Genomic DNA, 25740 nt, shown 5'->3' with positions numbered 1-25740 from the left:
CCGCCACAAGCCGATTTCGCGCCTCAGGCTGCGAAACATAAGCCGGAGTAACGGCGCGAATGTGAGCAAAATAGGGCTGTCTGCGCCGCATTCACCGCTGCGGCCGCGTTTCATTAGGACTGTCACATCCAAGCAACGCCGTCCCAACTGCCGATCTGGGTATCCTGCTCAGAATTTGATTCATGCGGCGGACTTAAATCTTTGTTTTTATGAATCTTTGTTTTTATGCGGGCCGCCGTGCCGCAACCGCTACAGATTTTTGGGCGGCGGCTGTCAGCCGCCATTCGCCATGACGGCGGCTCGGTATCGCTTCACTGCGTCGGTCAAGAGACCGGCGATCTTGCCGCGCCAGGCCTCGTCGAGCAGCAGTTTCTCGTCTTCGGCATTCGAGAGGAACCCGATCTCGAGAAGGATCGACGGCACGTCGGGGGCCTGCAGCACGCGGAAGCCGGCATGACGGTGCGGATTGTTGATGGTGCCGACCTGATCCTTGAAGGAATTCAGCACACTCTCGGCCAGCGAGATCGAGAACGCCTGCGTCTCGCGCCGTGTCAGATCGAGCAGGATGTCGGCGACCTCGGGCGGCTCGGCAACCGTCTCCTTGCCGGCGATCTGATCCGAGAGGTTTTCACGTTCGGCGAGATCGGCGGCGAGCTTGTCGGATGCCTTGTCGGAGATCGTGTAGACGGTGGCGCCGCGGATATCCTTCTGCTTCAGCGTGTCGGCATGCAGCGAAATGAAGAGGCCGGCATGGTTCTGGCGGGCGATCAGCACGCGCTGCGAAAGCGACAGGAACTCGTCATCCTCGCGCGTCAGGAAAGCCTTGATGCCCGGCTCCTTGTTCAGCCGGTCGGTCAAAGCCTTGGCGAAAGCAAGCGTCACCTGCTTTTCCTCGGTCTTGGTATCGACGCCGATGGCGCCGGTATCGATGCCGCCATGGCCGGCGTCGACGGCGATGACAAAATCGCCGGGGGCGGCTTTTTCCGGTGCCGGAATGGCGCTCGTCGTCTGCGCCGCCTCAGTCCGATCGCTCCAGGATTGCGTCTTTACCAGTTCGGCAAAGGCCTTCTTGTCGATCATCTCCGCATCGAGCACGAGGCGATGGCCGTTGCCCGTCTCATCGGCCTGCACTTTGGCAAGCGCCAGCTTCACCGGCCCTGCAGTGGTCAGCACGATGCGGGCGCTCTCTTCGTCCATCTTGCCGTAGCGGATATCCTTGAACAGACCGCGGGCGGCAAGATCCTTCGCCGGAAAACCGAAGGCGGTCGCCGGCAGGTCGACGACGATGCGTTCCGGATTGGCGATATAGTGGACCGAGAAACGCGGCTCGCGATCGAAATCGATGACGATGCGGGTCCTTGCGTCGTCGCCGACGATGCGCGCGCCGTAGGCAAGCAGCGGATCCCTGGCCTCGTCGGAACTGGCAGCGACCGGCAGGAGACTGGCGGCCAAAAGCGCCGCCAGAACCCGCCTTGCGATTATCGATCGCCGCGCTGCGGATTTCGCCGCGATCCGAGCCCTCTTAAACAATAAACCGCCACACCCTATTTGTATTGCGATGGACCCGACGCCGCAGCAGTGAACGTCGGTGTGACGAAACACCCGCTGCAGCCTGCCGAATCGCGATCACTTTATCCCCAGCTTCTATGCGTTGCGAAATCCATCAATATTATGGCACATTTGGCTTTTCCCTTGCTATTGTGACACAGAAAACATACAACGAATTTCAGGGTAAAGTGTTGACGGGATAGAGTCGCCGCAAAGGCTGCCAGCCAGATCAGGACCTGGCGCCACACCGGTCATCGTCCGCCGTCTCATGCGCTTAATCCCTAGAACTGGATCCTGATTTTCCGGCTTATTGTCGGAATTCATTGGTGGATCAGCCACCACGCTCTCAGGGAGCAAACTCATCGGACCCGAACGGGTCTTCACATTTGTCGATCACGCTTGGTTGTTGATGGTTTCGCAGCAGGTTTTATCTGAAGTGTACAGGCCCCGGACCGAAATGGTTCCGGCTGCGGTCTGGCTGCTGCCCTCCCCCTCGCATCAGGCGCGACTTTCATTATCCGGCGCGGCCACTGCGGACCGCATTCTTTCTGTCTCAACAGCAGTCGGGAATGCGCTCTCGCGGCCACGCCGAGGAGCACAGCTTACATGGCAGACAAAATGCTTATCGATGCGTCTCACGAGGAAGAGACGCGCGTCGTTGTCGTTCGCGGGAACCGCATAGAAGAATTTGACTTCGAGTCCCAGCACAAGAAGCAGATCCGCGGCAACATCTATCTTGCAAAGGTAACGAGGGTCGAGCCCTCGCTGCAAGCCGCCTTCGTCGATTACGGCGGCAACCGGCACGGCTTCCTGGCCTTCGCCGAAATCCATCCCGATTATTATCAGATACCGCTTGCCGACCGTCAGGCGCTGCTTCGGGCCGAAGCCGAAGAGCATCGCCGCGACGAAGACGTCGAGCATGTCGAAACCGCGCCGATGGTCGATCTTTCCAAGCAGGATCAGCCGGATGTCGGCATCGTTCCGGCAGAAGCGCCGGAAACGGCTGCCGTAACGGAAGAGACGGCAGCGGTAGAGACCGCGGCGTCGCCCGCGGCCGCCGAGGAAGCGCCTGCGAAGAAGGCAAGGCCGCGCCGCAGCCGCAAGAAGGTCGTAGAACCGGCCGCCGAAACGACCGAGACCGAAGACGCTGTTCCCACAGACGTTGAAGCCGAAGGCGCTTCAACCGTCGACAATGAGGATGACGGCTCGACCGGCGGCGCGATGGCCGCGATGGTGGAAACCGACTCGATCTCCGAAGACGTCGATACCAGCAAGCGTCGCAACGACGATGATGACGATGATGACGATCACGGCGAAGAGGAAATCATCGAATCCGTGGGCGCCGAAGACGCGATGGAAGAGGTGCCGGACCGCGTGCAGCGCAAGCCACGCAAGCAGTACCGCATCCAGGAAGTCATCAAGCGCCGCCAGATCCTGCTCGTGCAGGTCGCCAAGGAAGAGCGCGGCAATAAGGGCGCAGCCCTTACCACCTATCTCTCGCTCGCCGGCCGCTATTCCGTCCTGATGCCGAACACGGCGCGCGGCGGCGGCATTTCCCGCAAGATCACCAATCCCGCCGATCGCAAGCGCCTGAAGGAAATTGCGCGCCTGCTCGAGGTGCCGCAGGGTATGGGCGTCATCCTTCGCACCGCCGGTGCCAATCGCACCAAGGTCGAAGTCAAGCGTGACTTCGAATATCTGATGCGCCTGTGGGAGAACGTGCGCACGCTGACGCTGGCATCCACGGCACCCTGCCTCGTCTATGAGGAAGGCTCGCTGATCAAGCGCTCGATCCGCGACCTCTACAACAAGGATATCAGCGAAGTCATCGTTTCCGGAGAAGAGGGCTATCGTGAAGCGAAAGACTTCATGAAGATGCTGATGCCGAGCCATGCCAAGGTGGTTCAGCCCTACCGCGACATCCATCCGATCTTTTCGCGTTCCGGCATCGAGGCTCAGCTCGACCGCATGCTGCAGCCGCAGGTGACGCTGAAGTCCGGCGGCTACCTGATCATGAACCAGACCGAAGCGCTGGTTTCGATCGACGTCAACTCCGGCCGCTCGACCCGCGAACATTCGATCGAAGACACCGCGCTGCAGACGAATCTCGAGGCTGCAGACGAAGTCGCCCGCCAGCTTCGCCTTCGCGACCTTGCCGGCCTGATCGTCATCGACTTCATCGACATGGAAGAGAAGCGCAACAACCGCGCCGTCGAGAAGAAGCTGAAGGAATGCTTGAAGAACGACCGCGCCCGCATCCAAGTCGGCCGGATCTCGCATTTCGGCCTGCTCGAAATGTCGCGACAGCGCATCCGCGCGTCGGTTCTCGAATCGACGACGCAGGTCTGCTCGCATTGCGGCGGCACCGGCCATGTGCGCTCGCAGTCCTCCGTCGCCCTGCATGTCCTGCGCGGTATCGAGGAATATCTGCTGAAGAACACCACGCACAACATCACCGTGCGCACCACGCCTGACATCGCGCTCTACCTGCTCAACCACAAGCGCCAGACGATCATCGATTACGAAAGCCGTTTCGGCGTCGCTATCGTCATCGATGCAGACGGTTCGGTCGGCGCACAGCATTTCGCGATCGATCGCGGCGATCCGGTGGAAAACCCGGTCAAGATCGAAACGCTCTTCAACTTCGCAGCCATTCCCGAGGATGACGACGACGATATCGTCATCGAAGTGGATGAGGAGGAAGACGAGGAACTCGAGGAAAAGCCGGCCGTTGCCGAACGGCCCGTCGCAGCACGCTCGGAAGGCGAAGCTGACGGCAACCGCAAGCGCAAGCGCCGCAGGCGCCGCCGTGGCCGCAACGGCACTGCCGAGCAGCCGGCATCGGCAGCAGGCGAAGCCGGCGACGAGGATGAGGACAGTGACGACGAGGGCAGCGAAGGTGATGAAAACGCCGAAGCTACGCCTGAGACACGCGCTGAAAGCGAGGAATCGCAGCGCCGCAAGCGGCGCCGTCGCGGCAAGCGTGGCGGCCGTCGCAATCGCGCCGAGGATGGTTCCGAACTGACGGCCGGCGAAGCCGGTGAAGACAATGGCGGTGATGAGGACGAAGGCGACGACGTTTCGAACGACGGCGCTCCGAGCGAAGCCGTGGCGGTCGAGGCGATTGCCGAACAAGCCGATGAGGGCCAGGCCGCAATGGCAGCCGTCGAGAGCGCACCTGTCATAACCGAAGAGGTGAAGCCCGCCCGCAGTCGCGGCCGCCGCAAACCTGCCGCATCGCCGGTCGAGGAACCGATTGCAGAGACGGTACCTGCGGTCGAGGCAGAACCAGAATTGGTGGAAGCCTCCGCCGATCTCGCACCGCCAGTCCAGGAAGAGGCAAAGCCGCTTCGCGCCAACCGTGAATCCAACATCTCCTCCTCCGAGCCGACGGTGAAATCCACCCGCGTCGAGAATGGCGAAGGCGATGACGGCAAGCCGAAGAAAGCCGGCTGGTGGCAGCGCCGTGGCTTCTTCTGAACGCTGATTTTCGGACGTAAACACTGAAATCCGGCCGTGGCGACGCGGCCGGATTTTTGTTTATGGCAAGGTTCGTCGCCGAGCTTGAACCGCCGTGACGTGGATGTGTATCTCTAATGATGGACACATATGGAGCGCGATCATACCGACGAATATCGATATCGATGATGCCTTGCTCGACGGGGCAATGACCGCCACGGGATTGGCGACAGGAAGGCCGCCGTCGAGCTGGCCTTGCGAAGTCTCGTTGAGAAATACCGGCGGAAAAATGCGATCGCGCGCGGATAGGCTGGGAAGGCGACCTCAACGAGAGGCGTCACGACCGGTCTGAAGATACAAAGTGATCGTCGTCGACAGTTCAGCGTCTCGGTGCTCGGGATCACCTGACCCCGCTTATGATCAGGCGGCCGGCGGATAGAGCAGGTCGACGATGTAGCTGGCGTCGAAGCGGGAATCGAGCATGCCGTAGGTGGAGCGCCAGCCGCCGGCAAGACGCGTCTCGATGAAGGCATCGGCAATGCGCCCAGCGCCCAGCCGATAGAGTTCGGCGGCACCGGCGGCGAGCGCCAGTTGCTCGACGAGCAGGCGCGCGGCGCCCTCATCCTGTTCGCACAGCGCGATTGCGGCGCGCAGCACGTCGATGGTCTTCTTGCCGGCAGGGCCGAGATCGCGGGCAAGGCCGGCAAAGACCGTCTCGAACAGATCCTTGCCGCGGTTGAGCACACGCAGCACGTCGAGCGCCATGACGTTGCCGGAGCCTTCCCAGATGGCGTTGACCGGAGCCTCGCGGTAATGGCGGGCGATCGGGCGTTCTTCGATGTAGCCATTGCCGCCGATACATTCCATCGCCTCGTAGATCAGCGCGGGCGCGATCTTGCAGCACCAGTATTTGGCGACCGGCGTCATGACGCGGGCATAGGCCGCTTGCTCGGCATTGCCGCGCGCCTTGTCGAAGGCGTCGGCCAGACGGAAGGACAGCGCCGTCGCGGCGGCGACGTCGAGCGCCATGTCGGCGAGCACGCGCGTCATGATCGGCTGGTTGACGAGCATCTTGCCGAAGACGCTGCGGCCGCGGGTGTGGTGCACGGCTTCGGCGAGCGAGGCGCGCATCATGCCTGAGGAGGCCAGCGCGCAGTCGAGCCGGGTCAGCGTCACCATGTCGAGGATCGTGCGGATGCCGGCATCCGGACCACCGAGCAGGAAACCAAACGTATCGGTGAACTCGACCTCGGCCGAGGCGTTGGAGCGGTTGCCGACCTTGTCCTTGAGCCGCTGGAACTGCAGCCCGTTGGCGGAACCATCCTCCAGAAGGCGCGGCACGAGAAAGCAGCCCATCCCCTCCTTCGTCTGCGCCAGCATGATGAAGGCATCGCTCATCGGCGCGGACATGAACCACTTGTGCCCGGACAGCCGGTAGATGCCCTCGCTGACCTTTTCGGCAGCGCTCCTGTTGGCGCGCACATCCGTGCCGCCCTGCTTTTCCGTCATGCCCATGCCGATGGTCACGGCCGATTTCTGCATGGCTGGCTTGTTCGACGAATCATATTTGCGCGAGAGAATTTTCGGCGCCCAGTCCTTCTGGACCGCGGGCGAGGCCGAGAGCGCCGCGACGGAGGCGCTCGTCATCGTCAACGGGCAGAGATGGCCGGACTCCAGCTGCGACGTCAGGTAAAACCGCGCGGCGCGAACTCTATGGGCCTCGTCCTTGGCCTCGGTATCGGCCTGGGGGTCCCAGACGGAGGAATGCAGGCCGACCGACATGGAGCGACGCATCAATGCATGCCAGGCCGGGTGAAACTCGACGACGTCGAGGCGCTCACCGCGTGGACCATGAGTGCGCAGCTGCGGCACGCCCTGGTTTGCCATGCGCGCCATCTCCTGCGCCTCCGGCGAGGTGACGTAGCGGCCCATATTTTCCAGGTCTTCGCGGATGCCGCGCGGCAGAGCCGCCGTCAGATCGACGATCAGAGGATCGGATCGATAGGCGTTGATGCCGGACCACAGGCTCGGCTGGTTGAGTTCTGCGAGTTTGTCGTCAATCCGGTTGGCGGAGGTCATAATTCGCTTCTAGTGTAAGAACCCGGCAAAGGGAAACCGGAAGTTATGATTCGGTTCATTCTGCTCTATCGGAATTCGGGCGAAAATGCATGGGGACATAAGCCTTTGCCCACAGCGCATGCTTGCCCCGGCGGGCCGCACTCTTTATAGACCGCCAGAGACAGCAAGAGGCAGGGTCATGGTCTTTTTCCCCCACCGCCACCTCATCGGCATCAAGGGCCTCACCGAGCAGGATATCACCTATCTTCTCGACAAGGCGGACGAGGCCGTCAAGATCAGCCGCCAGAGAGAAAAGAAGACGTCGACGCTGCGCGGATTGACGCAGATCAACCTCTTCTTCGAGGCATCGACCCGCACGCAGGCCTCCTTCGAGCTTGCCGGCAAGCGGCTCGGCGCCGACGTCATGAACATGTCGGTTGGCAATTCCTCGGTGAAGAAAGGCGAAACGCTGATCGACACGGCGATGACGCTGAATGCGATGCGCCCCGACGTGCTGGTGATCCGCCATTCGAGCGCGGGTGCGGCCGCCCTTCTCGCCCAGAAGGTCTCCTGCTCGGTTGTCAACGCCGGAGACGGGCAGCACGAACATCCAACCCAGGCACTGCTCGACGCGCTGACTATCCGCCGCGCCAAGGGCAAGCTTTCGCGCATCATCGTGGCGATCTGCGGCGACGTACTGCATTCGCGGGTGGCGCGCTCCAATATCCTGCTGCTCAACGCAATGGGCGCCCGCGTGCGCGTCGTCGCACCGGCGACCCTCCTGCCCGCCGGCATCGCCGAGATGGGCGTCGAGGTCTTCCATTCGATGCAGGAAGGGCTAAAGGACGCCGACGTCGTGATGATGCTGCGGCTGCAGCGCGAGCGCATGTCCGGCGCCTTCGTGCCTTCGGTGCGCGAATACTTTCATTTTTACGGTCTTGACGCCGAAACGCTGAAAGCGGCGAAGGACGATGCCCTGGTCATGCATCCCGGCCCAATGAACCGCGGCGTCGAGATTGCCTCGGAAGTGGCGGACGGGCCGCAGAGCGTGATCGCCGAACAGGTGGAAATGGGAGTCGCGGTGCGCATGGCTGTGATGGAGACGCTGCTCGTCTCGCAGAACCAGGGTCCCCGAAGCGATGGAATGATGGCATGAGCAACCCGATCGTCCTCAAGAACGTCCGCATCATCGACCCGTCGCGCAATCTCGACGAGGTGGGGACGATCATCGCCGAAAACGGCGTGATTCTCGCCGCCGGCCACAAGGCGCAGAACCAGGGCGCGCCTGATGGCGCCGTCATCCGCGACTGCACGGGCCTTGTGGCGACGCCCGGGCTCGTCGATGCGCGCGTCCATGTCGGCGAACCCGGCGGCGAACACCGTGAGACGATCGCCTCGGCGAGCCGGGCGGCGGCGGCCGGCGGCGTCACCTCAATCATCATGATGCCGGACACCGATCCTGTTATCGACGACATCGCGCTCGTCGAATTCGTCAAGAAGACGGCGCGGGACACGGCCGCCGTCAACATTTATCCGGCAGCCGCCATCACCAAGGGCCTCGCCGGCGAGGAGATGACGGAAATCGGCCTGTTGATGCAGGCAGGCGCCGTCGCCTTCACCGATGCCCATTCCAGCGTCCACGACACGCAGGTGCTGCGCCGGATCATGACCTATGCGCGTGAATTCGGGGCCGTCGTCTGCTGCGAAACGCGCGACAAATATCTCGGCGCCAACGGCGTCATGCATGAGGGGCTTTTCGCCAGCTGGCTCGGGCTTTCCGGCATTCCAAAGGAAGCCGAGCTCATCCCGCTCGAGCGAGATCTCAGGATCGCGCAGCTGACGCGCGGCCGTTATCATGCCGCGATGATCTCGGTGCCGGAATCGGTCGAGGCGATCGAACGCGCCCGCAGCCGCGGCGCCAAGGTCACCTGCGGCATCTCGATCAACAATCTGGCGCTCAACGAAAACGACATCGGCGAATACCGCACCTTTTTCAAGCTGTATCCGCCGCTGCGCCCGGAAGATGACAGGGTGGCCATGGCCGACGCCCTTGCCAGCGGCGCGATCGATATCATCGTCTCCTCACACGACCCGCAGGATGTCGATACGAAGCGCCTGCCCTTCAGCGAGGCGGAGGATGGCGCGATCGGCCTCGAAACCCTGCTGGCGGCAGCCCTCAGGCTTCACCATGGCGGCCAGGTGAGCCTGATGCGCCTGATCGACGCCATGTCTACCCGCCCCGCGCAAATCTTCGGCCTCGCGGCCGGCACGTTGAAGCCGGGCGCTGCGGCCGATATCGCACTGATCGATCTCGATGAGCCTTGGCTTGTCGCCAAAGACATGCTTCTCTCCCGCTCGAAGAATACGCCGTTCGAGGATGCGCGCTTCAGCGGGCGGGCCGTCGCGACATACGTCTCGGGAAAGCTTGTCCACGCAATTTAGGATCGACCTCACCGTCCATCCCGCAGCGGGAGAAGGCTGACTCGAGGATAGGCCACGGAGGGGCTGAGGGGCATATGTTATCCAATCTCATGTCATGGCAGATCACGCTGCCGATCGCGCTTGCCGCCGCCGTTATCGGTTATCTCTTCGGCTCGATCCCTTTCGGCCTGATCCTCACACGCGCCGCCGGCCTCGGCGACGTGCGCAGCATCGGCTCCGGCAATATCGGCGCGACCAATGTGCTCAGAACAGGAAACCGGTCGCTCGCCGCGGCGACGCTGTTGCTCGATGCGCTGAAGGCATCGGCCGCGGCCTGGATCGTCGGCTATTTCCTCGGTGAGGAGGCTGCGATCATCGCCGGCTTCTTCGCCTTCATCGGCCATCTCTTCCCGGTCTGGATCGGCTTCAAGGGCGGCAAGGGTGTCGCCACCTATATCGGCACCCTGCTCGGCGTCGCGCCGATCATGGTCGTGCTCTTCGCCGCCGTCTGGCTGGCGGTCGCTTTCACCACCCGCTACTCCTCGCTGTCGGCGCTCGTCGCCATGCTTGTCATTCCGGTTGCGCTGTGGATACTGGGCAACGAAAAGGTTGCGGCTGTCATGGCGATCATGACCCTCATCTCCTACTGGAAGCACAAGGCGAATATTTCCCGCCTGATGAGCGGGACGGAAAGCAAGATCGGGGCAAAGGGATAATGGATGCGCTGAGCGCCGGACCAAAAGGCGTCGTGCTGACCGAACGGCAAAGAATTGCCTGGCTGCGCCTTATCCGCTCCGACAATATCGGCCCTGCCACCTTTCGCGACCTCATCAATCATTTCGGCTCGGCCGAGGCAGCGCTTGCCGCACTGCCGGAGCTTTCGGCGCGTGGCGGCGCCACGCGGGCAATCCGCATCGCCAGCGAGGCCGAGGCCCATCGGGAACTGGAGGCGGCGCACCGCTTCGGCGCCCGCTTCGTCGGCATCGGTGAGCCGGATTATCCGCAAGCGCTGAAGCAGATTGACGGCGCGCCGCCGCTTCTGGCCGTCAAGGGCGCGCTTGCCGCTGCCAAACGACCGGCCATCGGCATCGTCGGCTCGCGCAACGCCTCGATCGCGGGCGCGAAATTCGCGGCGATGGTGGCACGCGACTGCGGCCGGGCTGGATATACCGTGGTCTCCGGCCTGGCGCGCGGCATAGACACTGCTGCCCACCGGGCAAGCCTCGGCACAGGCACGATTGCTGCGCTCGCCGGCGGCCTCGACCAACCCTACCCGCCGGAGAATATCGGCCTGCTCGAAGAGATAACCGGCGGCAACGGCTTGGCGGTAAGCGAGATGCCCTTCGGCTGGGAGCCCCGCGCCCGCGACTTCCCGCGCCGGAACCGGCTGATCGCCGGCATCGGCCTCGGCCTCGTCGTCATCGAAGCGGCGGCGCGTTCGGGCTCGCTGATCACCGCACGGCTGGCTGGCGACTTCGGCCGCCTGGTGTTCGCCGTGCCCGGCTCACCGCTCGATCCGCGCTGCCATGGCACCAACGGCCTGCTGAAGGACGGAGCTTCGATCGTCACCGCACCCGCCGATGTCGTCGAGGCCCTGGCGCCGCTTGCGCAATTCGAGCTGTTCCCGTCATCGATGGCGGAGGAGCCGGCGCCTGACGGCAAAGCAATGTCGGTGCCACCCGGCGATTCCGATCGAAACCGCATTATCGACGCGCTCGGGCCGACGCCGGTCGAGATCGACGACGTTATCCGCCATACCGACCTTTCGGCATCCGCGGTCTATCTCATCCTTCTGGAACTCGATATATCAGGCCGGCTGCACCGGCATCAGGGCGGCCTCGTCTCGCTTTCCGATTGAACTTGGGTACGACATCGAGTAGCGGCTTTTCGCATTGTCGAACGCTGAGTCGAAAATCTTAGGACATATATCTATAACTGTATTCTGCTGGTTGCATCCCTTTGGTTGCAATAGACACAAGAGGTAAAATTGTAGCAAACCCCTTGACCGCGGCGATTTCCCTGTCCATGTCGGGTGGCCGATATCCATGTTGCGGTGTGTGTCGCGCTGGCTTCAACGCTGGCGTCGTTTCCTTTTTAGAGAATCATCATGAATGTTGTAGTGGTGGAATCGCCTGCCAAGGCCAAGACGATCAATAAGTATCTGGGTCCGGGATACAAAGTGCTCGCCTCCTTCGGCCATGTGCGCGATCTGCCTGCCAAGGACGGCTCAGTGCTTCCTGATCAGGATTTCGAAATGCTTTGGGAGGTCGATAGCGCCTCCGCCAAGCGGATGAAGGACATCGCCGACGCGGTGAAGTCCGCCGATGGCCTGTTTCTCGCGACCGACCCGGATCGCGAAGGCGAAGCGATTTCCTGGCACGTTCTCGACATGCTGAACAAGAAGCGGGTGCTGAACGGTAAACCGGTCAAGCGCGTCGTCTTCAATGCGATCACCAAGAAAGCCGTGCTCGACGCGATGGCCGATCCGCGCGACATCGACGTGCCGCTGGTCGATGCCTATCTCGCGCGCCGCGCGCTCGACTATCTCGTCGGCTTCAATCTCTCGCCGGTGCTGTGGCGCAAGCTGCCCGGCGCGCGTTCGGCCGGCCGCGTTCAGTCAGTGGCGCTTCGCCTGGTCTGCGACCGCGAATCCGAGATCGAGCGCTTCATTTCGGAAGAGTACTGGAACATCTCGGCGCTGCTGAAGACGCCGCGCGGCGACGAGTTCGAGGCAAGACTGGTTTCGGCGAGCGGCAAACGGCTGCAGCCGCGCGCAATCGGCAACGGCGAAGATGCCGGCCGGCTGAAGGCATTGCTCGAAGGTGCGAGCTATGTGGTCGACACGGTCGAGGCGAAACCGGTCAAGCGCAACCCGGGACCGCCGTTTACGACCTCGACGCTGCAGCAGGCGGCCTCCTCCAATCTCGGCTTCTCCGCTTCGCGCACCATGCAAATCGCGCAAAGGCTCTATGAGGGCGTCGATATCGGCGGCGAGACGGTTGGTCTCATCACCTATATGCGAACCGACGGCGTGCAGATGGCGCCCGAGGCGATCGATGCTGCGCGTAGCGCTATCGTCGACCAGTTCGGCGAGCGCTACATGCCGGAAAAGCCGCGCCTCTACTCGACCAAGGCGAAGAACGCCCAGGAGGCGCACGAGGCGATCCGGCCGACCGATTTCTATCGTTCGCCCGACCGCGTACGCAAATTCCTCGATGCCGACCAGATCCGGCTCTACGAGCTGATCTGGAAGCGCGGCATCGCCAGCCAGATGGCATCGGCCGAGATCGAGCGCACGACGGCTGAAATCACCGCTGACAACAAAGGCGAGAAGGCCGGTCTGCGTGCCGTCGGTTCGGTCATACGCTTCGATGGTTTCATCGCCGCCTATACCGACCAGAAGGAAGATGGCGAGCAAAGCGACGACGGCGACGAGGATGGCCGCCTGCCGGAGATCAATGCGCGCGAGGCGCTCGCTAGGCAGAAGATCAATTCGACGCAGCATTTCACCGAACCGCCGCCGCGCTATTCGGAAGCCTCGCTGATCAAGAAGATGGAGGAGCTCGGTATCGGCCGCCCCTCCACCTATGCGGCGACGCTCGCGACGCTACGCGACCGCGACTATGTGACGATCGACAAGCGCAAGCTGATCCCGCAGGCCAAGGGCCGGCTGGTGACGGCTTTCCTCGAGAGCTTCTTCACCAAATACGTCGAATACGACTTCACTGCCGATCTCGAAGAGAAGCTTGACCGGATTTCCGCCGGCGAGTTGAACTGGAAGCAGGTGCTGCGCGATTTCTGGAAGGATTTCTTCGCCCAGATCGAGGACACCAAGGAACTTCGCGTCACCAACGTGTTGGATTCGCTGAACGAGGCGCTGGCACCACTCGTCTTCCCGAAACGAGAGGACGGCAGCGATCCGCGCATCTGCCAGGTCTGCGGCACCGGCAACTTGTCGCTGAAGCTCGGCAAATACGGCGCCTTCGTCGGCTGCTCGAACTATCCGGACTGCAACTACACCCGCCAGCTCTCCTCCGAAAACGGCGGAGAAGCGGACGGTGCTGCGCTCAACGAGCCGAAGAACCTCGGCACCGATCCGACGACCGGCGAGGAGCTGACGCTGCGTTCCGGCCGCTTCGGCCCCTATATACAGCGCGGCGACGGCAAGGAAGCCAAACGCGCTTCGCTGCCGAAGGGCTGGAAGCCTGAGGACATCGATTATGAAAAAGCGATGGCGCTGATCTCGCTGCCGCGCGATATCGGCAAACATCCAGAAACCGGCAAGATGATCTCGTCGGGCATCGGCCGCTATGGGCCGTTCCTCCTGCATGACGGCTCTTATGCCAATCTGGAAACCGTCGAGGACGTGTTCTCGGTCGGCCTCAATCGTGCCGTGACTGTCATTGCCGAAAAGGCGAACCAGGCTCCGGGCCGGGGTGCGCGCGGCACGCCGGCAGCGCTGAAGACGCTCGGTGATCATCCTGATGGCGGCGCCATCACCGTTCGCGACGGCAAGTACGGCCCCTATGTCAACTGGGGCAAGGTCAACGCCACGCTGCCGAAGGGCAAGGATCCGCAGGCGATCACCGTCGAAGAGGCGCTTGCGCTGATCGCCGAGAAGGCCGGCAAGGCCCCTGCGGGCAAGGCGGCCAAGGCGAAAGCCAAGCCAAAGGCCGCAGCCGCCGAAGCCAAGAGCACCAAGACGGCCGCCAAACCGAAGATAACGAAGGCGAAAGCGCCCGCGAAATCGAAAAAGGGCTGACGTGAGCAGAATACCGCGCGAGAGAACGAACCCTGCGGGCAAGCGCCCGGGCAAGACCGGCCGCGCCGGCAAGGATGCTCCCGCCGTCGAGCCGCTGAACATCGTCCACGGCGCGCTGCCTTCGCGCGAGGTGATTCTGCGCTTCATCGCCGATCATCCGCAGAAAGCGTCCAAGCGTGAACTCGCCAAAGCATTCGGCCTGAAAGGCGATAGCCGCGTCGAGCTCAAGCAGATGCTGCAGGAGCTCGAGCAGGAAGGCATGCTGCAGAAGAACCGCAAGTCGCTGATCCGGCCCGGTGCGCTGCCGCCCGTCACCGTTCTCGACATCACGACGCGCGACAAGGACGGCGATCTGATCGGCCGGCCGGCAGAGTGGCCGGAGGACCAGGGCGTGGCACCCGCCGTCGCCATCCGCCAGCAATCGCCGGCAGGCCGCCAGGGCAAGGGTAAGGCGCCGGTCGCAGGCCTCGGCGATCGCATCCTGGCGAAGATCTTCCCGGCTGTCGATCGCGGTGGGCCGGCGTATACGGCACGGATCATCAAGGTGATCGACAGGCGCCGCGGCGCCTCGATGGGCGTTTTCCGCACTGCGCCGGGCGGCGGCGGGCGGCTGCTGCCGATCGAACGGCGCGGCGAGGAGATGGTGATCGATCCCGATTTCACCGGCGGCGCCACGGACGGCGATCTGGTCGAAGTCGAAATCGCCCGCCTCGGCCGTTTCGGCCTGCCGCGTGCCAAGGTGCTTTCCATCGTCGGTTCCGTCGGTTCGGAAAAGGCGATCTCGATGATCGCCATCCATGCGCACGGCATCCCGCACGTCTTCCCGCCTGCCGTCATCGCCGAGGCGGAGGCCGCAAAGCCCGCCACCATGTCGCATCGCGAGGACTGGCGCGACGTGCCGCTGATCACCATCGACCCGGCCGATGCCAAGGACCATGACGACGCGGTTTATGCCGAGCTCGATCCCTCGCCCGACAATCCCGGCGGCGTCATCGTCACCGTCGCGATTGCCGACGTCTCCTGGTATGTCCGCCCGAATTCGCCGCTCGACCGCGAGGCGCTGAAGCGCGGCAACTCTGTCTATTTCCCCGATCGTGTCGTGCCGATGCTGCCCGAGCGCATCTCCAACGATCTCTGCTCGCTGAAAGAGGGCGTCGACCGCCCGGCGCTCGCCGTGCGCATGAGCTTTTCCGGCGAAGGCCGCAAGATCGGCCACATCTTTCATCGCATCATGATGAAGAGCGCCGCCAAGCTCTCCTACCAGCAGGCGCAGGCGGCGATCGACGGCAATCCGGACGATCAGACCGGACCGATGCTCGAGCCGATCCTGAAGCCGCTCTGGCACGCCTATGAGGTGATGAAGCGCGGACGCGACCGGCGCCAGCCGCTGGAACTCGACATGCCGGAGCGTAAGATCCTGCTGAAGCCCGACGGCACGGTCGACCGGGTCGTCGTGCCGCCACGGCTCGACGCGCATAAGCTGATCGAAGAGATGATGATCCAGGCGAACGTTTGCGCGGCCGAGACCCTGGAAAAGAAACGCCAGCCGCTGATCTACCGCATTCATGACGGCCCGACGCTTGCCAAGCAGGAGATCCTGCGGGAGTTTCTGGCCACGCTGGGAATCTCGCTTGCCAAGGGCGGCAACATGCGCGCCAACAACTTCAACGGCATCCTGGCGAAGGCGGATGGCACGCCGCATCAGACCATGGTGAGCGAGATGGTGCTGCGTTCGCAGAGCCAGGCGATCTACGGTCCGGAGAATATTGGCCATTTCGGCCTCAACCTGATGAAATACGCCCACTTCACCTCGCCGATCCGCCGTTATGCCGACCTCATCGTGCATCGCGCCCTCGTCGGCTCGCTCGGCTTCGGCGAAGGCGGCATCACGCCCGACGAAGAGGCGGCGCTCGATGATATCGCCGCCGAAATCTCGACCTTCGAGCGCCGAGCCATGGCAGCCGAGCGCGAGACGGTCGATCGGCTGATCGCCCATCACCTCAGCGGCCGGGTCGGCGAGGAATTTGCCGGACGGGTCTCGGGCGTGACAAAATCGGGGCTTTTTGTCGCCCTGCCGGACTATGGCGCCGACGGTTTCGTCCCCATATCTACGCTCGGCACCGATTACTTCATTTACGACGAGGCACATCAAGCGCTCTCGGGTGAACGAACGGGGCTCGGCTATCGCTTGGGCGACAGCGTCACTGTGAAACTTGCCGAAGCGATCCCGCTTGCCGGCGCGCTGCGCTTCGAAATGGTCAGCGAGGGCCGCGAGATGCCGGCGGCAGTGCGCTCCTTCCACAAGGCAGGTCGCCGCGACAGGGGCCAGGTCCGCAAGAAGCCTGGAACAAGGCCGCCACGCGGACGGCACTAGATCCGAAGAGGAACATGCGATGAGCACACCGACCGATCCGGCCCTCCGCTACGGGGACACGCCCGAGGTCGAGCGCCCAGTTGGGCGCTCCATCATGCGCGGGCTGATGAATCGTTGCCCGGCCTGCGGCAGCGGCAAACTCTTTCGCGCCTTCCTGAAGTCGGTTGATCATTGCGCGGCCTGCGGCGAGGCGATGCATCACCAGCGCGCGGACGACCTGCCGCCCTATATCGTCATCCTCGTCCTCGGACACGTCGTGGTCGGCGGCTATATGCTGACCGACATGACCTTCGTGCTGCCGGTCTGGGCCCATTTTGCCATCTGGGCGCCGATCACCGTCATGACCGCGCTCGCCTCGATCCAGCCGATCAAGGGCGGGGTCATCGGCCTGCAATGGGCGCTGCGCATGCACGGCTTCGGTGGCGAGAGTGATGGCCCGGACGATTATGACATTCCCGAACGGCCTGATTGAGCGCCTTCACCTTCCAGACATATTTAACGTGTAGTGCCAGCCCTCCACCGACCCGCCGGGGTAGCCGGCGATCCTCAACGACTTGACAAGGTAAGCTTTTCTTGTCTGAACAAGCTTTACATTCCGCAGGTGGTCACTCACATCGGAAATACTGCGAAACGCTGCCCGTCACCTGGAATTGGCACGCCTGTGTCTTTCTATGCGAGGCGATCGGCCGATTCGCTCGCACAGCTTTCTAAGGATGCATAAATGTCTCAGCCGAGAATCGGCACACCGGGCGATGTCGAAGAAATCCATTGGCCTTCTCTGGTGGCAGCCATCTCGTCCATATCAGCCGTTGGCATAGCAATCGGCCTCGGTCTGCCCCTCCTCAGCATCATCCTCGAAAAACGCGGCATCTCGTCCACCCTGATCGGGCTCAACACGGCGATGGCTGGCGTCGCGGCGATGGCCGCCGCACCGATCACCACCAAGCTTGCCCATAAATACGGCGTGGCGCCGACAATGCTCTGGGCCGTGCTGATTTCGGCGCTGAGCGCGCTCGGTTTCTATTACGCCCAAGATTTCTGGATGTGGTTTCCGCTGCGTTTCGCCTTTCATGGCGCGACGACGACGCTCTTCATCCTCTCCGAATTCTGGATCAACGCCGCTTCGCCGCCGTCCAAACGCGGTTTCGTGCTCGGCATCTATGCGACGGTGCTTTCCCTTGGCTTCGCGGCCGGACCATTGCTCTTTTCCATCCTCGGCAGCGAGGGCATCTTTCCCTTCCTGATCGGCGCCGCCGCCATCCTGCTGGCGGCCATCCCGATCTTCATCGCCCGCGACGAGAGCCCGGTGCTCGAGGAAAAACCGGAGCTGCATTTCATGCGCTACGTCTTCCTGGTGCCGACGGCGACGGCGGCGGTCTTCATCTTCGGCGCGGTCGAAGCGGGCGGCCTGTCGCTTTTTCCGATCTTTGCGGTGCGCGCCCATTTCACCGAATCGCAGGCCGCACTGCTGCTCACCATGATGGGCGTCGGCAACGTCATCTTTCAGATCCCGCTCGGCCTGCTTTCCGACCGCATCGCCGATAAGCGGCCGCTTCTGGCCGGCATGGCGCTGATGGGCTTCATCGGCTCGATGATGTTGCCGCTACTGCTCGACAATTGGCTGCTGATGGCCGGGCTCCTGCTTTTCTGGGGCGGCTGCGTCTCAGGCCTCTATACGGTCGGCCTCAGCCATCTCGGCTCGCGGCTGACGGGTTCCGATCTTGCGGCGGCCAATGCTGCCTTCGTCTTCTGTTATGCGATGGGAACCGTAGCCGGGCCGCAGGCGATCGGCGCGGCGATCGATGTCGCTGGAAATAACGGTTTTGCCTGGGCGATTGCCGCTTTCTTCGGTCTCTACGCCCTACTTTCCGGCATCAGACTGATGTTCATTCGAAAACGGACTTGACTTTTCGGGCGGGATTCGTAGTTTCGCGCCAGAATTTGCCGTGGAGCCCTCCGGCTTCCACGGCTTTCATTTTCTTAAAGGCAGGACGACCATGGCCAAGGCTACAACAATCAAGATCAAGCTGCTGTCGACAGCCGACACCGGTTTCTTCTACGTCACGACGAAAAACAGCCGTACGATGACGGACAAGATGACGAAGACGAAGTACGACCCGGTTGCAAAGAAGCATGTCGAGTTCAAGGAAACCAAGATCAAGTAATCACTTGGCCTGACGGATTTCAAAAAAAGCGCGCGCCTTCGGTGCGCGTTTTTTATTGCCAGTTTGTGGTCTTTGAAAAATGATAGCGCAAACAGGCAAAACGCCGCCCTTCCATCTTCGGGAAGTGGCGGCGTTTTCTTGAAAGGGGGTCGGCCAGCATGCAAAACGGCACGAGGAACCGCTATAACTTGCCTACTAGCCGACCGACCCCACGACCCAGGAGATGCGGCGGACCTGAGCATCATGGGGTATCGACAACTCCTCAACGGGAGCGCTTCTCTTATGAGCCGATAATTTGCGCAAAAATGAAAGAAAATCAACAAATTCTTAATGATGAATTTTCTTATCTTGATTCTATGGTTAAAAGTCCAGATTTGGGACATACAAAGATTGATCGGCTCTGCTTGAGCTTGAAGCGTAGCGCTTCGCCCTTCGAAGAAATTCGACAATATAGCTTAACAACTTACGTCTCCCCTCCCCTTACGTGAGGTGACGTCCCCGCAATCTATTTGACACTGTCGGCGGCAGGCATTTTTTATAGTCTCCATTTCACTCTGAGCTACGGCCTGATGCTCGCAAGACTATCGCGTCGCACATCTCCGCAGCAACGCGGCGAGTCCATTTTTGGGCTATTGAGTTTCGAAATTTTCGCCCCGCATTGCCCAGGCGAAGATTAAAAATCGGTAATAATTCGCTTACCGCAGTGGAAAACTCGCAAATGGCACATATGGCGGCAAGTGATTCGTCACGCGGCCGCGGCGACCACACGGTTGCGACCGGTATTCTTGGCCTCGTAAAGGGCCAGATCCGCCTGTTTCATCAGCTGGCCCGGGGTCAGCACTGACGCAATACGCGAGGCGATGCCGAAGGAAGCAGTGACATTCAGCGCTTCCCCGGAGTGTTTCAGCATGAAGGGAGCGCTTTCGATCGCCGCGCGCAGGCGCTCGGCGACGGCGGCGGCAATTTCCGGCGAGGTGTCGGGCATCACGACGACGAATTCCTCTCCACCGTAGCGGCAGGCGAGATCGGCACCGCGGATGGTCGAACGGACGCGATTTGAAAATTCCCGCAACACCTCGTCGCCGCCGTCATGGCCGTAGGTGTCGTTCACATGCTTGAAGCGGTCGATATCGGTGATCAGCACCGAAAGCGGCCGGCCCCGCGCCATCGAACGGTTGAAGAGCACGTTCAGGTGATTGTCGAGATAGCGCCTGTTGTAAAGGCCGGTCAGCGGATCGGTCACGGCAAGCTCGATCGTCTGCTTGACGCTGGCGCGCAGCCGGTCGTTGTAGCGCTTGCGGCGGATCTGCGTCAGGCTGCGGGCGACCAGTTCGTTGGCATCGACCGGGCGGATGATGTAGTCGTTGACGCCGAGATCGAGTGCGCGGACGACCATCTCGTCAGCGCCCTGCTCGGTGATGATCAGGATCGGCAGGAAGCGCGTGCGCTCCAGCGAGCGCAACTGCGAGCAGAGGCGAAGCGGATCGTAATCGTCGAAATTGGCGTTGACGATGACGAGATCGAACGCGCTTTCGGCCGCCTCGAAGAGGGCGGCCTGCGGATCGGAGAGGGCAAGCACGTCGGCGACGGGCTTCAACGCCTTGATGATGCGCTCCTGCGAATTGGCGCGGCCGTCGACGAGCAGGACCTGAGCGGTCTCGTCGGCGCGGCCCTCGCCTGCCCGTGAGAGCTCGTCGATACCCATCGTATGGGCGGTGTCGGCGCGAATGCGCAGCTCATCGCTCAACGTCTTCAGTCGCAGCAGACTCTTCACCCGGGAGATCAGTTGCAGATCGTTGACCGGCTTGGTGAGAAAATCGTCGGCGCCGGCCTTCAGGCCGCGTACGCGATCGGTCGGCTGGTCGAGCGCGGTGACCATGACGACTGGAATGTGGGCGGTCTTCTGGTTGGCCTTCAGCCGTTCGCAGACCTCGAAACCGTCTATGCCGGGCATCATGATGTCGAGCAGGATGAGATCGACCTGGTTGCGCTCGCAGATCGCCAGTGCCGTGTAGCCGTCCGCTGCGGTCATCACGTCGAAGTACTCCGCAAGCAGCCGCGCCTCGAGCAGCTTCACGTTGGCCGGAATATCGTCAACCACCAGTATTCGCGCGGTCATAAGCGTCTTTCCGATGCGTCAGGCATCGCCCAGATAGGTCTTGATCGTCTCGATGAATTTCGGAACCGAGATCGGCTTGGAAACATAGGCTTCGCAGCCGCCCTGGCGGATCCGCTCCTCGTCGCCCTTCATCGCGAAAGCCGTCACGGCGATGACGGGAATCACGTGCAACTCGTCGTCTTCCTTCAGCCATTTGGTGACTTCGAGGCCGGAGACCTCGGGAAGCTGGATATCCATAAGGATGAGGTCGGGGCGATGCTTGCGCGCCAGATCGAGCGCCTCCATGCCGTTTCTGGTCTGGATCGTCGTATAGCCGGACGCCTCGATGAGGTCGCGAAAGAGCTTCATGTTGAGCTCGTTATCTTCTACAATCATCACCTGTTTGGGCATGACATGCTGTCCCTACGTCCGTTCGCGCAGCGGTTCGTCCCATGAGAAAGGCACATGCGGACAAAAGCTGCGTGAAACCGATAGCGCACGCTACCGGTATTTGGTTGAAGAAAAGGTAACTTACCCCGCGAAATGCAAAGCAACTTCAAGACTTCGAAACAACAGGCTGCCGACCCGCACGAGACGGCGATCGCCGTGCTCGGCTGGCTTGCCGGCGATCCCGACATGTTCGGCCGCTTTCTCGCCCTGACGGGTGTGGCGCCCGGCCAGGTGCGCAACGCCGTCAACGATCCGGGATTCCTCGCCGGCATGATGGATTTCCTGATGAACCATGAACCGACGGCGATGGCTTTCTGCGCGGCGAGCGGGATCAGCCCGGAGACGGTGACGGCGGCCTGGCAGCATTTCTCTTCGCCGGGTCTCGATTCCGGAGAGTATTGACCGTGACCTCCGGGGAATTCGACATCTCGCATATCCGCCTCGGCGATTGGCCCTTGATCGTCTGCGACGTCGACGACGTCGTGCTGCAGTTCATCGGTCCCTTCCAGCTTTTCCTTCAGAGCCAGGGCCACGCGTTTCTGCCGCGATCGTTCCGGCTTCACGGCAACATCGTCTCGCAAGCCGACGGCGCGGAGATCGAGGATCAAGAGGTCAGCCGGCTGATCGAGGAATTCTTCGAGGCCCAAGAACTGTGGCAGACGCCGCTCGACCGCGTCGTCGAAACGCTCGACCGGCTTTCGGAAGAGGCCGATATCCTTTTCCTGACAGCCATGCCGCCGCGGTTCCAAGACCAGCGCCGTCGCCTGCTCGACAGGATGGGCCTGCTCTTTCCGCTGCTTGCCACCGAACAACCCAAGGGGCCGATCGTTCACGCATTGCATGCCAGCCGCTCCCTTCCCGTCGTCTTCATCGATGATATGGCGCGTAATCTGCATTCCGTCAGGGATCACGTCGCCGATTGCCTGCTGATTCACCTGATGCCGAACTCGCCCGTCCATCGTTTCGCACCGGCCGCCTCCGACGACATCACCCGCGCCAGCGACTGGACGCATGCGGCCGCTCTCATCGAGGCGCATTTTGTCTCCGGCACTGTCATGCACGCAGTTCCAGCCGCATGAGCGGACGGCCGTCCTTGCGCCGTGCCACCGTCTCGAAGCCGGCGGCATCGAAGATTGCCGTCGAGCCGACGCAGAGCGTCACGGATTTCGACTGGTTGACATGATCGATCGGGCAGGCTTCGAGCAGCCGCGCTCCCTGGCGCCGGGCATGATCGATTGCGCCGGCGAGCAGACGGTGGCTCATTCCCTTGCCGCGCAGTTTGGGCAGCAGCAAGAAGCAACTGACGGCCCAAATGGATGGATCATGCGCATCGCCCTCCTCCAGCGGTCGCGAGACGGTGCGCAGCGAATTGAACTGCGGCACGTCGTGGCGCGGCCCGACCTGCACCCAGGCGACCGGCACGCCGTCAGCATAACCGAGGATGCCAGGCGGCGGACCCTCGTTAATCCGTCCCCGCATATGCGCCTTACGTTCGTCGGCCGCCATCTCAGTCCTCATGGCATGCGGCAGGCGCAATGCGACGCACCAGCAATTGTAGAAGGCCCCTTGCGGCCCGAACAGGGTTTCGAAGTCGTCCCAGCGTCCTGGCGTTACCGGCTCGAAAAGAAGGTCGTTATCCAAAGGCAAAGCTCCCTCCCTCTCTTGAGACTCGGAAGCATAAGGCGTAACTTCGCGATGTTCAATCTTTGTTCTCATCATGACACCCGCGCCTGACAAGACACCCGGCTTCTGTCGCGACTGCCTTGCCGAGCAGAAAGGCGAGGCGCGCCGTTGCGTTTCCTGCGGCAGCCCGCGTCTCGTGCGCCATCGCGAACTCTACGCATTGACGCTTGCGCATATCGATTGCGACGCCTTCTACGCCGCGGTGGAGAAACGCGACAATCCGGAGCTTGCCGACAAGCCTGTCATCATCGGCGGCGGCAAACGCGGTGTGGTTTCCACCGCCTGCTATATCGCCCGCATCCACGGCGTGCGTTCGGCCATGCCGATGTTCAAGGCGCTGGAGGCATGCCCTCAAGCGATCGTCATCCGTCCGGACATGGAGAAATATGTCCGGGTCGGACGGCAGGTGCGCGCCATGATGCAGGATCTGACGCCGCTGGTGCAGCCGCTATCGATCGACGAGGCCTTCCTGGAACTCGGCGGCACCGAGAGGCTGCATCACGATCCGCCGGCGCGCACGCTGGCCAAATTTGCCCGCCGCATCGAAAGGGAGATCGGCATCACCGTTTCGGTCGGGCTTTCCTATTGCAAATTTCTCGCCAAGGTCGCCTCCGACCTGCAGAAGCCGCGCGGCTTTTCGGTCATCGGCCGCGAGGAAGCGGTCGAGTTCCTGGCGCCGCGTCCCGTCACCACGATCTGGGGCGTCGGCAAGGCCTTTGCCGCAACGCTGGAGGCGGACGGCATCCGCACCATCAGCCAATTGCAGCAGATGGAGGAAAACGATCTGATGCGCCGCTACGGCAGCATCGGCCAGCGGCTCGCCCGGCTGTCGCGCGGCATTGACGACCGCGAAGTGCATCTCAATGATGCCGCCAAGAGCGTGTCGTCCGAAACCACCTTCTTCGACGACATCTCGCGTTACGACGATCTGGTGCCGATCCTGCGCAACCTCTCCGAAAAGGTCTCCTGGCGGCTGAAGAAAAGCGGCATTGCCGGCCAGACCGTGGTTCTGAAGATGAAGAGCGCCGATTTCAAATCGCGCACCCGCAACCGCAAGCTCGAAGACCCGACCCAGCTTGCCGACAAGATCTTCCGCACCGGGCTCGAGCTTCTCGAAAAAGAGACAGATGGTACGAAGTTCCGCCTGATCGGCATCGGCGTCACCGATCTCGGCGATGCCGCCCGCGCCGATCCGCCCGATCTCATCGACCAGCAATCGGGCCGGCGAGCGGCGGCCGAAGCGGCGATGGACAAGCTGCGTGACAAGTTCGGCAAGAAGACGGTCGAGACCGGCTACACCTTCGGCAACAGCAAGCGCGATCACTAACGCGTGAGGGCAGCCGGCGATCCGGCCTATAAAATCTTCCTTAAACTTCGTCTCATAATGTGCCGGGCAAGTATTGCGTATGGTTGGGTCTCATGTTCTCGCGTCTCGTCTTCGGCCTCGGCTTGCTGTCGGCCACCGCACTCGTGCACCCCGCTCTTGCCGCGGATGCGCGCACGCTGCAGATCATCGTTTCGAAGGATAAGCAGTCGCTTGTGGTCTATGACGGCACCGACGTCGTCGCGACCTCGAAGGTCTCGACCGGCAAGGACGGCCACACGACGCCGAGCGGCATCTTCTCGGTGCTGGAAAAGCAGAAATACCACGAATCCAACCTCTATTCGGCGGCGCCGATGCCGTTCATGCAAAGACTGACCTGGTCCGGCATCGCGCTGCACGAATCCAATTCGGTGCCGCGGTATCCGGCCTCGCATGGCTGCGTGCGCATGCCGGGCGCTTTCGCAAAAATGCTTTATGGGATGACCGATCCCGGCGTCCCCGTCATTATCAGCGACGGTGAACTGGTGCCGCGGCCGATCGATCATCCGACCCTTTTCCATCCGGATGCATCAGCGGCGATGCCGCTGCTTTCGGACGTCGAACTGCGGCCCTCCATGCCCGACAGCCCCGAGAAGCCGGTGCAGGTGGCGATGAACGATACCGCTGCGATGCCGATGCCGGCAGTGCAGCCGATTGCAGCGTCCGAACCCAAGCCGCCGTCCGAGCCGATCAGCATGCTGATTACGCGCCGGCCGTTGCGCGAGACGGTGATCGACATCCAGACCCTGCTCAACCAGCTCGGTTTTCCCGCGGGCAATCCGGACGGCTTGCTCGGTCCGTCGACCGTGCAGGCGATCAAGACCTTCAAGACGCTGCGGCCGACGGAATTTGCCGCCGACAGGAGCCTGGTTTCCGACACGCTGCTCAGAGAAGTCTATGCCGCGGCTGGCAAGGGCGAGCCGCCGAACGGCGTCATCATGGTGCGGCAGGCCTTCAAGCCGGTCTTCGAAGCGCCGGTGACGATCGCCGATCCGGGACTGGCGCTCGGCACACATTTCTTCACGCTGCATGCGGTCGATGAAAAGGCCGGCACGGCCGACTGGCTCGGCATCACGCTCGAGAACAATCTCTCCCGCGAGACGATGAAGCGGCTCGGCATCACCAATCAGGAAAGCTCGATCATTACAGGCAAGCCGATCGCCCGTTCGCTCAGCCGGATCACCATCCCCGATGAGACCCGCCGCAAGATCGACGCCCTCATCGCGCCCGGCTCGACGCTGACGATCTCCGATACCGGCCTCGGCCGAGAGACCGGCGAAGGCACGGATTTCATCACGATCACCCGCGGGTGATGGCCATCACGCTCTTTGTTTTATGCATGTCGTTATCCCGGAACCG

Annotated in this window: 19 protein-coding genes; 14 read left to right on the top strand and 5 right to left on the bottom strand. The window is 62.2% G+C overall.

The features are described from left to right. Nucleotides 1-273: 273 nt before the first annotated feature. Nucleotides 274-1530: an N-acetylmuramoyl-L-alanine amidase gene (locus ACIPSK_RS22165; protein ID WP_162117267.1), complete on the bottom strand. Its 1257-nt coding sequence runs from the start codon at nt 1528-1530 to the stop codon at nt 274-276. Nucleotides 1531-2154: 624 nt separating this feature from the next. Here ACIPSK_RS22165 and ACIPSK_RS22160 point away from each other — a divergent pair. Beyond that, entirely contained in the window at nt 2155-5028 is a 2874-nt protein-coding gene (locus ACIPSK_RS22160) for an Rne/Rng family ribonuclease (RefSeq protein ID WP_162117266.1), read from the top strand. Between the two features lie 399 nt (nt 5029-5427). Here ACIPSK_RS22160 and ACIPSK_RS22155 read toward each other — a convergent pair whose 3' ends face one another. Then, a complete protein-coding gene (locus ACIPSK_RS22155) occupies nt 5428-7086 on the bottom strand; it encodes an acyl-CoA dehydrogenase family protein (RefSeq protein WP_017963885.1) in 1659 nt (552 codons plus the stop codon). A 178-nt stretch (nt 7087-7264) separates the two neighbouring features. Between ACIPSK_RS22155 and ACIPSK_RS22150 the strand changes: the two genes are divergently transcribed. The 9 genes from ACIPSK_RS22150 (at nt 7265) to rpmG (ending at nt 18787) form a co-directional block, all read left to right on the top strand. Next, nucleotides 7265-8221, top strand: a complete 957-nt coding sequence (locus tag ACIPSK_RS22150) for an aspartate carbamoyltransferase catalytic subunit (protein WP_017963884.1) — start codon at nt 7265-7267, stop codon at nt 8219-8221. Then, nucleotides 8218-9507, top strand: coding sequence for a dihydroorotase (locus tag ACIPSK_RS22145; protein ID WP_162117264.1), 1290 nt, complete (start codon nt 8218-8220; stop codon nt 9505-9507). The genes ACIPSK_RS22150 and ACIPSK_RS22145 overlap by 4 nt, the downstream gene beginning before the upstream one ends. Before the next feature lie 74 nt (nt 9508-9581). Beyond that, a complete protein-coding gene (plsY, locus tag ACIPSK_RS22140; RefSeq protein WP_017963882.1) occupies nt 9582-10202 on the top strand; it encodes a glycerol-3-phosphate 1-O-acyltransferase PlsY in 621 nt (206 codons plus the stop codon). Then, nucleotides 10202-11344, top strand: coding sequence for a DNA-processing protein DprA (gene dprA / locus ACIPSK_RS22135; RefSeq protein WP_162117263.1), 1143 nt, complete (start codon nt 10202-10204; stop codon nt 11342-11344). The genes plsY and dprA overlap by 1 nt, the downstream gene beginning before the upstream one ends. A gap of 249 nt (nt 11345-11593) precedes the next feature. Then, entirely contained in the window at nt 11594-14248 is a 2655-nt protein-coding gene (topA, locus tag ACIPSK_RS22130) for a type I DNA topoisomerase (protein ID WP_162117262.1), read from the top strand. A 1-nt stretch (nt 14249) separates the two neighbouring features. Beyond that, nucleotides 14250-16622, top strand: coding sequence for a ribonuclease R (gene rnr / locus ACIPSK_RS22125; protein ID WP_162117261.1), 2373 nt, complete (start codon nt 14250-14252; stop codon nt 16620-16622). A 19-nt stretch (nt 16623-16641) separates the two neighbouring features. After that, nucleotides 16642-17094 (top strand): DUF983 domain-containing protein, encoded by a 453-nt coding sequence (locus ACIPSK_RS22120; RefSeq protein ID WP_162117260.1) that lies wholly within the window; start codon nt 16642-16644, stop codon nt 17092-17094. 249 nt (nt 17095-17343) lie between these two features. Continuing rightward, on the top strand, nt 17344-18528 hold the full coding sequence (locus tag ACIPSK_RS22115; protein ID WP_162117259.1) for an MFS transporter: 1185 nt from the start codon (nt 17344-17346) through the stop codon (nt 18526-18528). Nucleotides 18529-18619: 91 nt separating this feature from the next. Beyond that, nucleotides 18620-18787: a 50S ribosomal protein L33 gene (gene rpmG, locus ACIPSK_RS22110; protein ID WP_003547442.1), complete on the top strand. Its 168-nt coding sequence runs from the start codon at nt 18620-18622 to the stop codon at nt 18785-18787. Between the two features lie 745 nt (nt 18788-19532). On the opposite strand, the gene ACIPSK_RS22105 is transcribed toward rpmG, so the two are convergent. Both ACIPSK_RS22105 and ACIPSK_RS22100 read right to left on the bottom strand, forming a co-directional pair. Continuing rightward, nucleotides 19533-20906, bottom strand: coding sequence for a PleD family two-component system response regulator (locus ACIPSK_RS22105; RefSeq protein ID WP_162117258.1), 1374 nt, complete (start codon nt 20904-20906; stop codon nt 19533-19535). Between the two features lie 18 nt (nt 20907-20924). Next, complete coding sequence (locus ACIPSK_RS22100) at nt 20925-21296, bottom strand: response regulator (protein ID WP_003547430.1); 372 nt, start codon at nt 21294-21296, stop codon at nt 20925-20927. A gap of 132 nt (nt 21297-21428) precedes the next feature. Here ACIPSK_RS22100 and ACIPSK_RS22095 point away from each other — a divergent pair, with 132 nt between their 5' ends. Together ACIPSK_RS22095 and ACIPSK_RS22090 are read left to right on the top strand one after the other, a co-directional pair. Next, nucleotides 21429-21737, top strand: coding sequence for a DUF3572 domain-containing protein (locus ACIPSK_RS22095; RefSeq protein WP_017963875.1), 309 nt, complete (start codon nt 21429-21431; stop codon nt 21735-21737). Between the two features lie 2 nt (nt 21738-21739). Next, a complete protein-coding gene (locus ACIPSK_RS22090; protein WP_162117257.1) occupies nt 21740-22414 on the top strand; it encodes a hypothetical protein in 675 nt (224 codons plus the stop codon). Here ACIPSK_RS22090 and ACIPSK_RS22085 read toward each other — a convergent pair. Next, a complete protein-coding gene (locus tag ACIPSK_RS22085) occupies nt 22389-22976 on the bottom strand; it encodes a GNAT family N-acetyltransferase (protein WP_162117256.1) in 588 nt (195 codons plus the stop codon). The two genes, ACIPSK_RS22090 and ACIPSK_RS22085, sit on opposite strands and share 26 nt — an antisense overlap. A gap of 76 nt (nt 22977-23052) precedes the next feature. Between ACIPSK_RS22085 and ACIPSK_RS22080 the strand changes: the two genes are divergently transcribed. Together ACIPSK_RS22080 and ACIPSK_RS22075 are read left to right on the top strand one after the other, a co-directional pair. Then, complete coding sequence (locus ACIPSK_RS22080; RefSeq protein WP_162117255.1) at nt 23053-24345, top strand: DNA polymerase IV; 1293 nt, start codon at nt 23053-23055, stop codon at nt 24343-24345. 92 nt (nt 24346-24437) lie between these two features. Beyond that, nucleotides 24438-25694 carry a L,D-transpeptidase family protein gene (locus ACIPSK_RS22075; protein ID WP_162117254.1) on the top strand — a complete coding sequence of 419 codons (1257 nt, stop codon included), beginning with the start codon at nt 24438-24440 and terminating at the stop codon, nt 25692-25694. Nucleotides 25695-25740: the final 46 nt, after the last annotated feature.

It is taken from the genome of Rhizobium sp. LARHSG275, assembly GCF_052871115.1.
The sequence above is the reverse complement of the archived record's forward strand: the minus strand, read 5'-3'. Positions and strand labels throughout refer to the sequence as shown.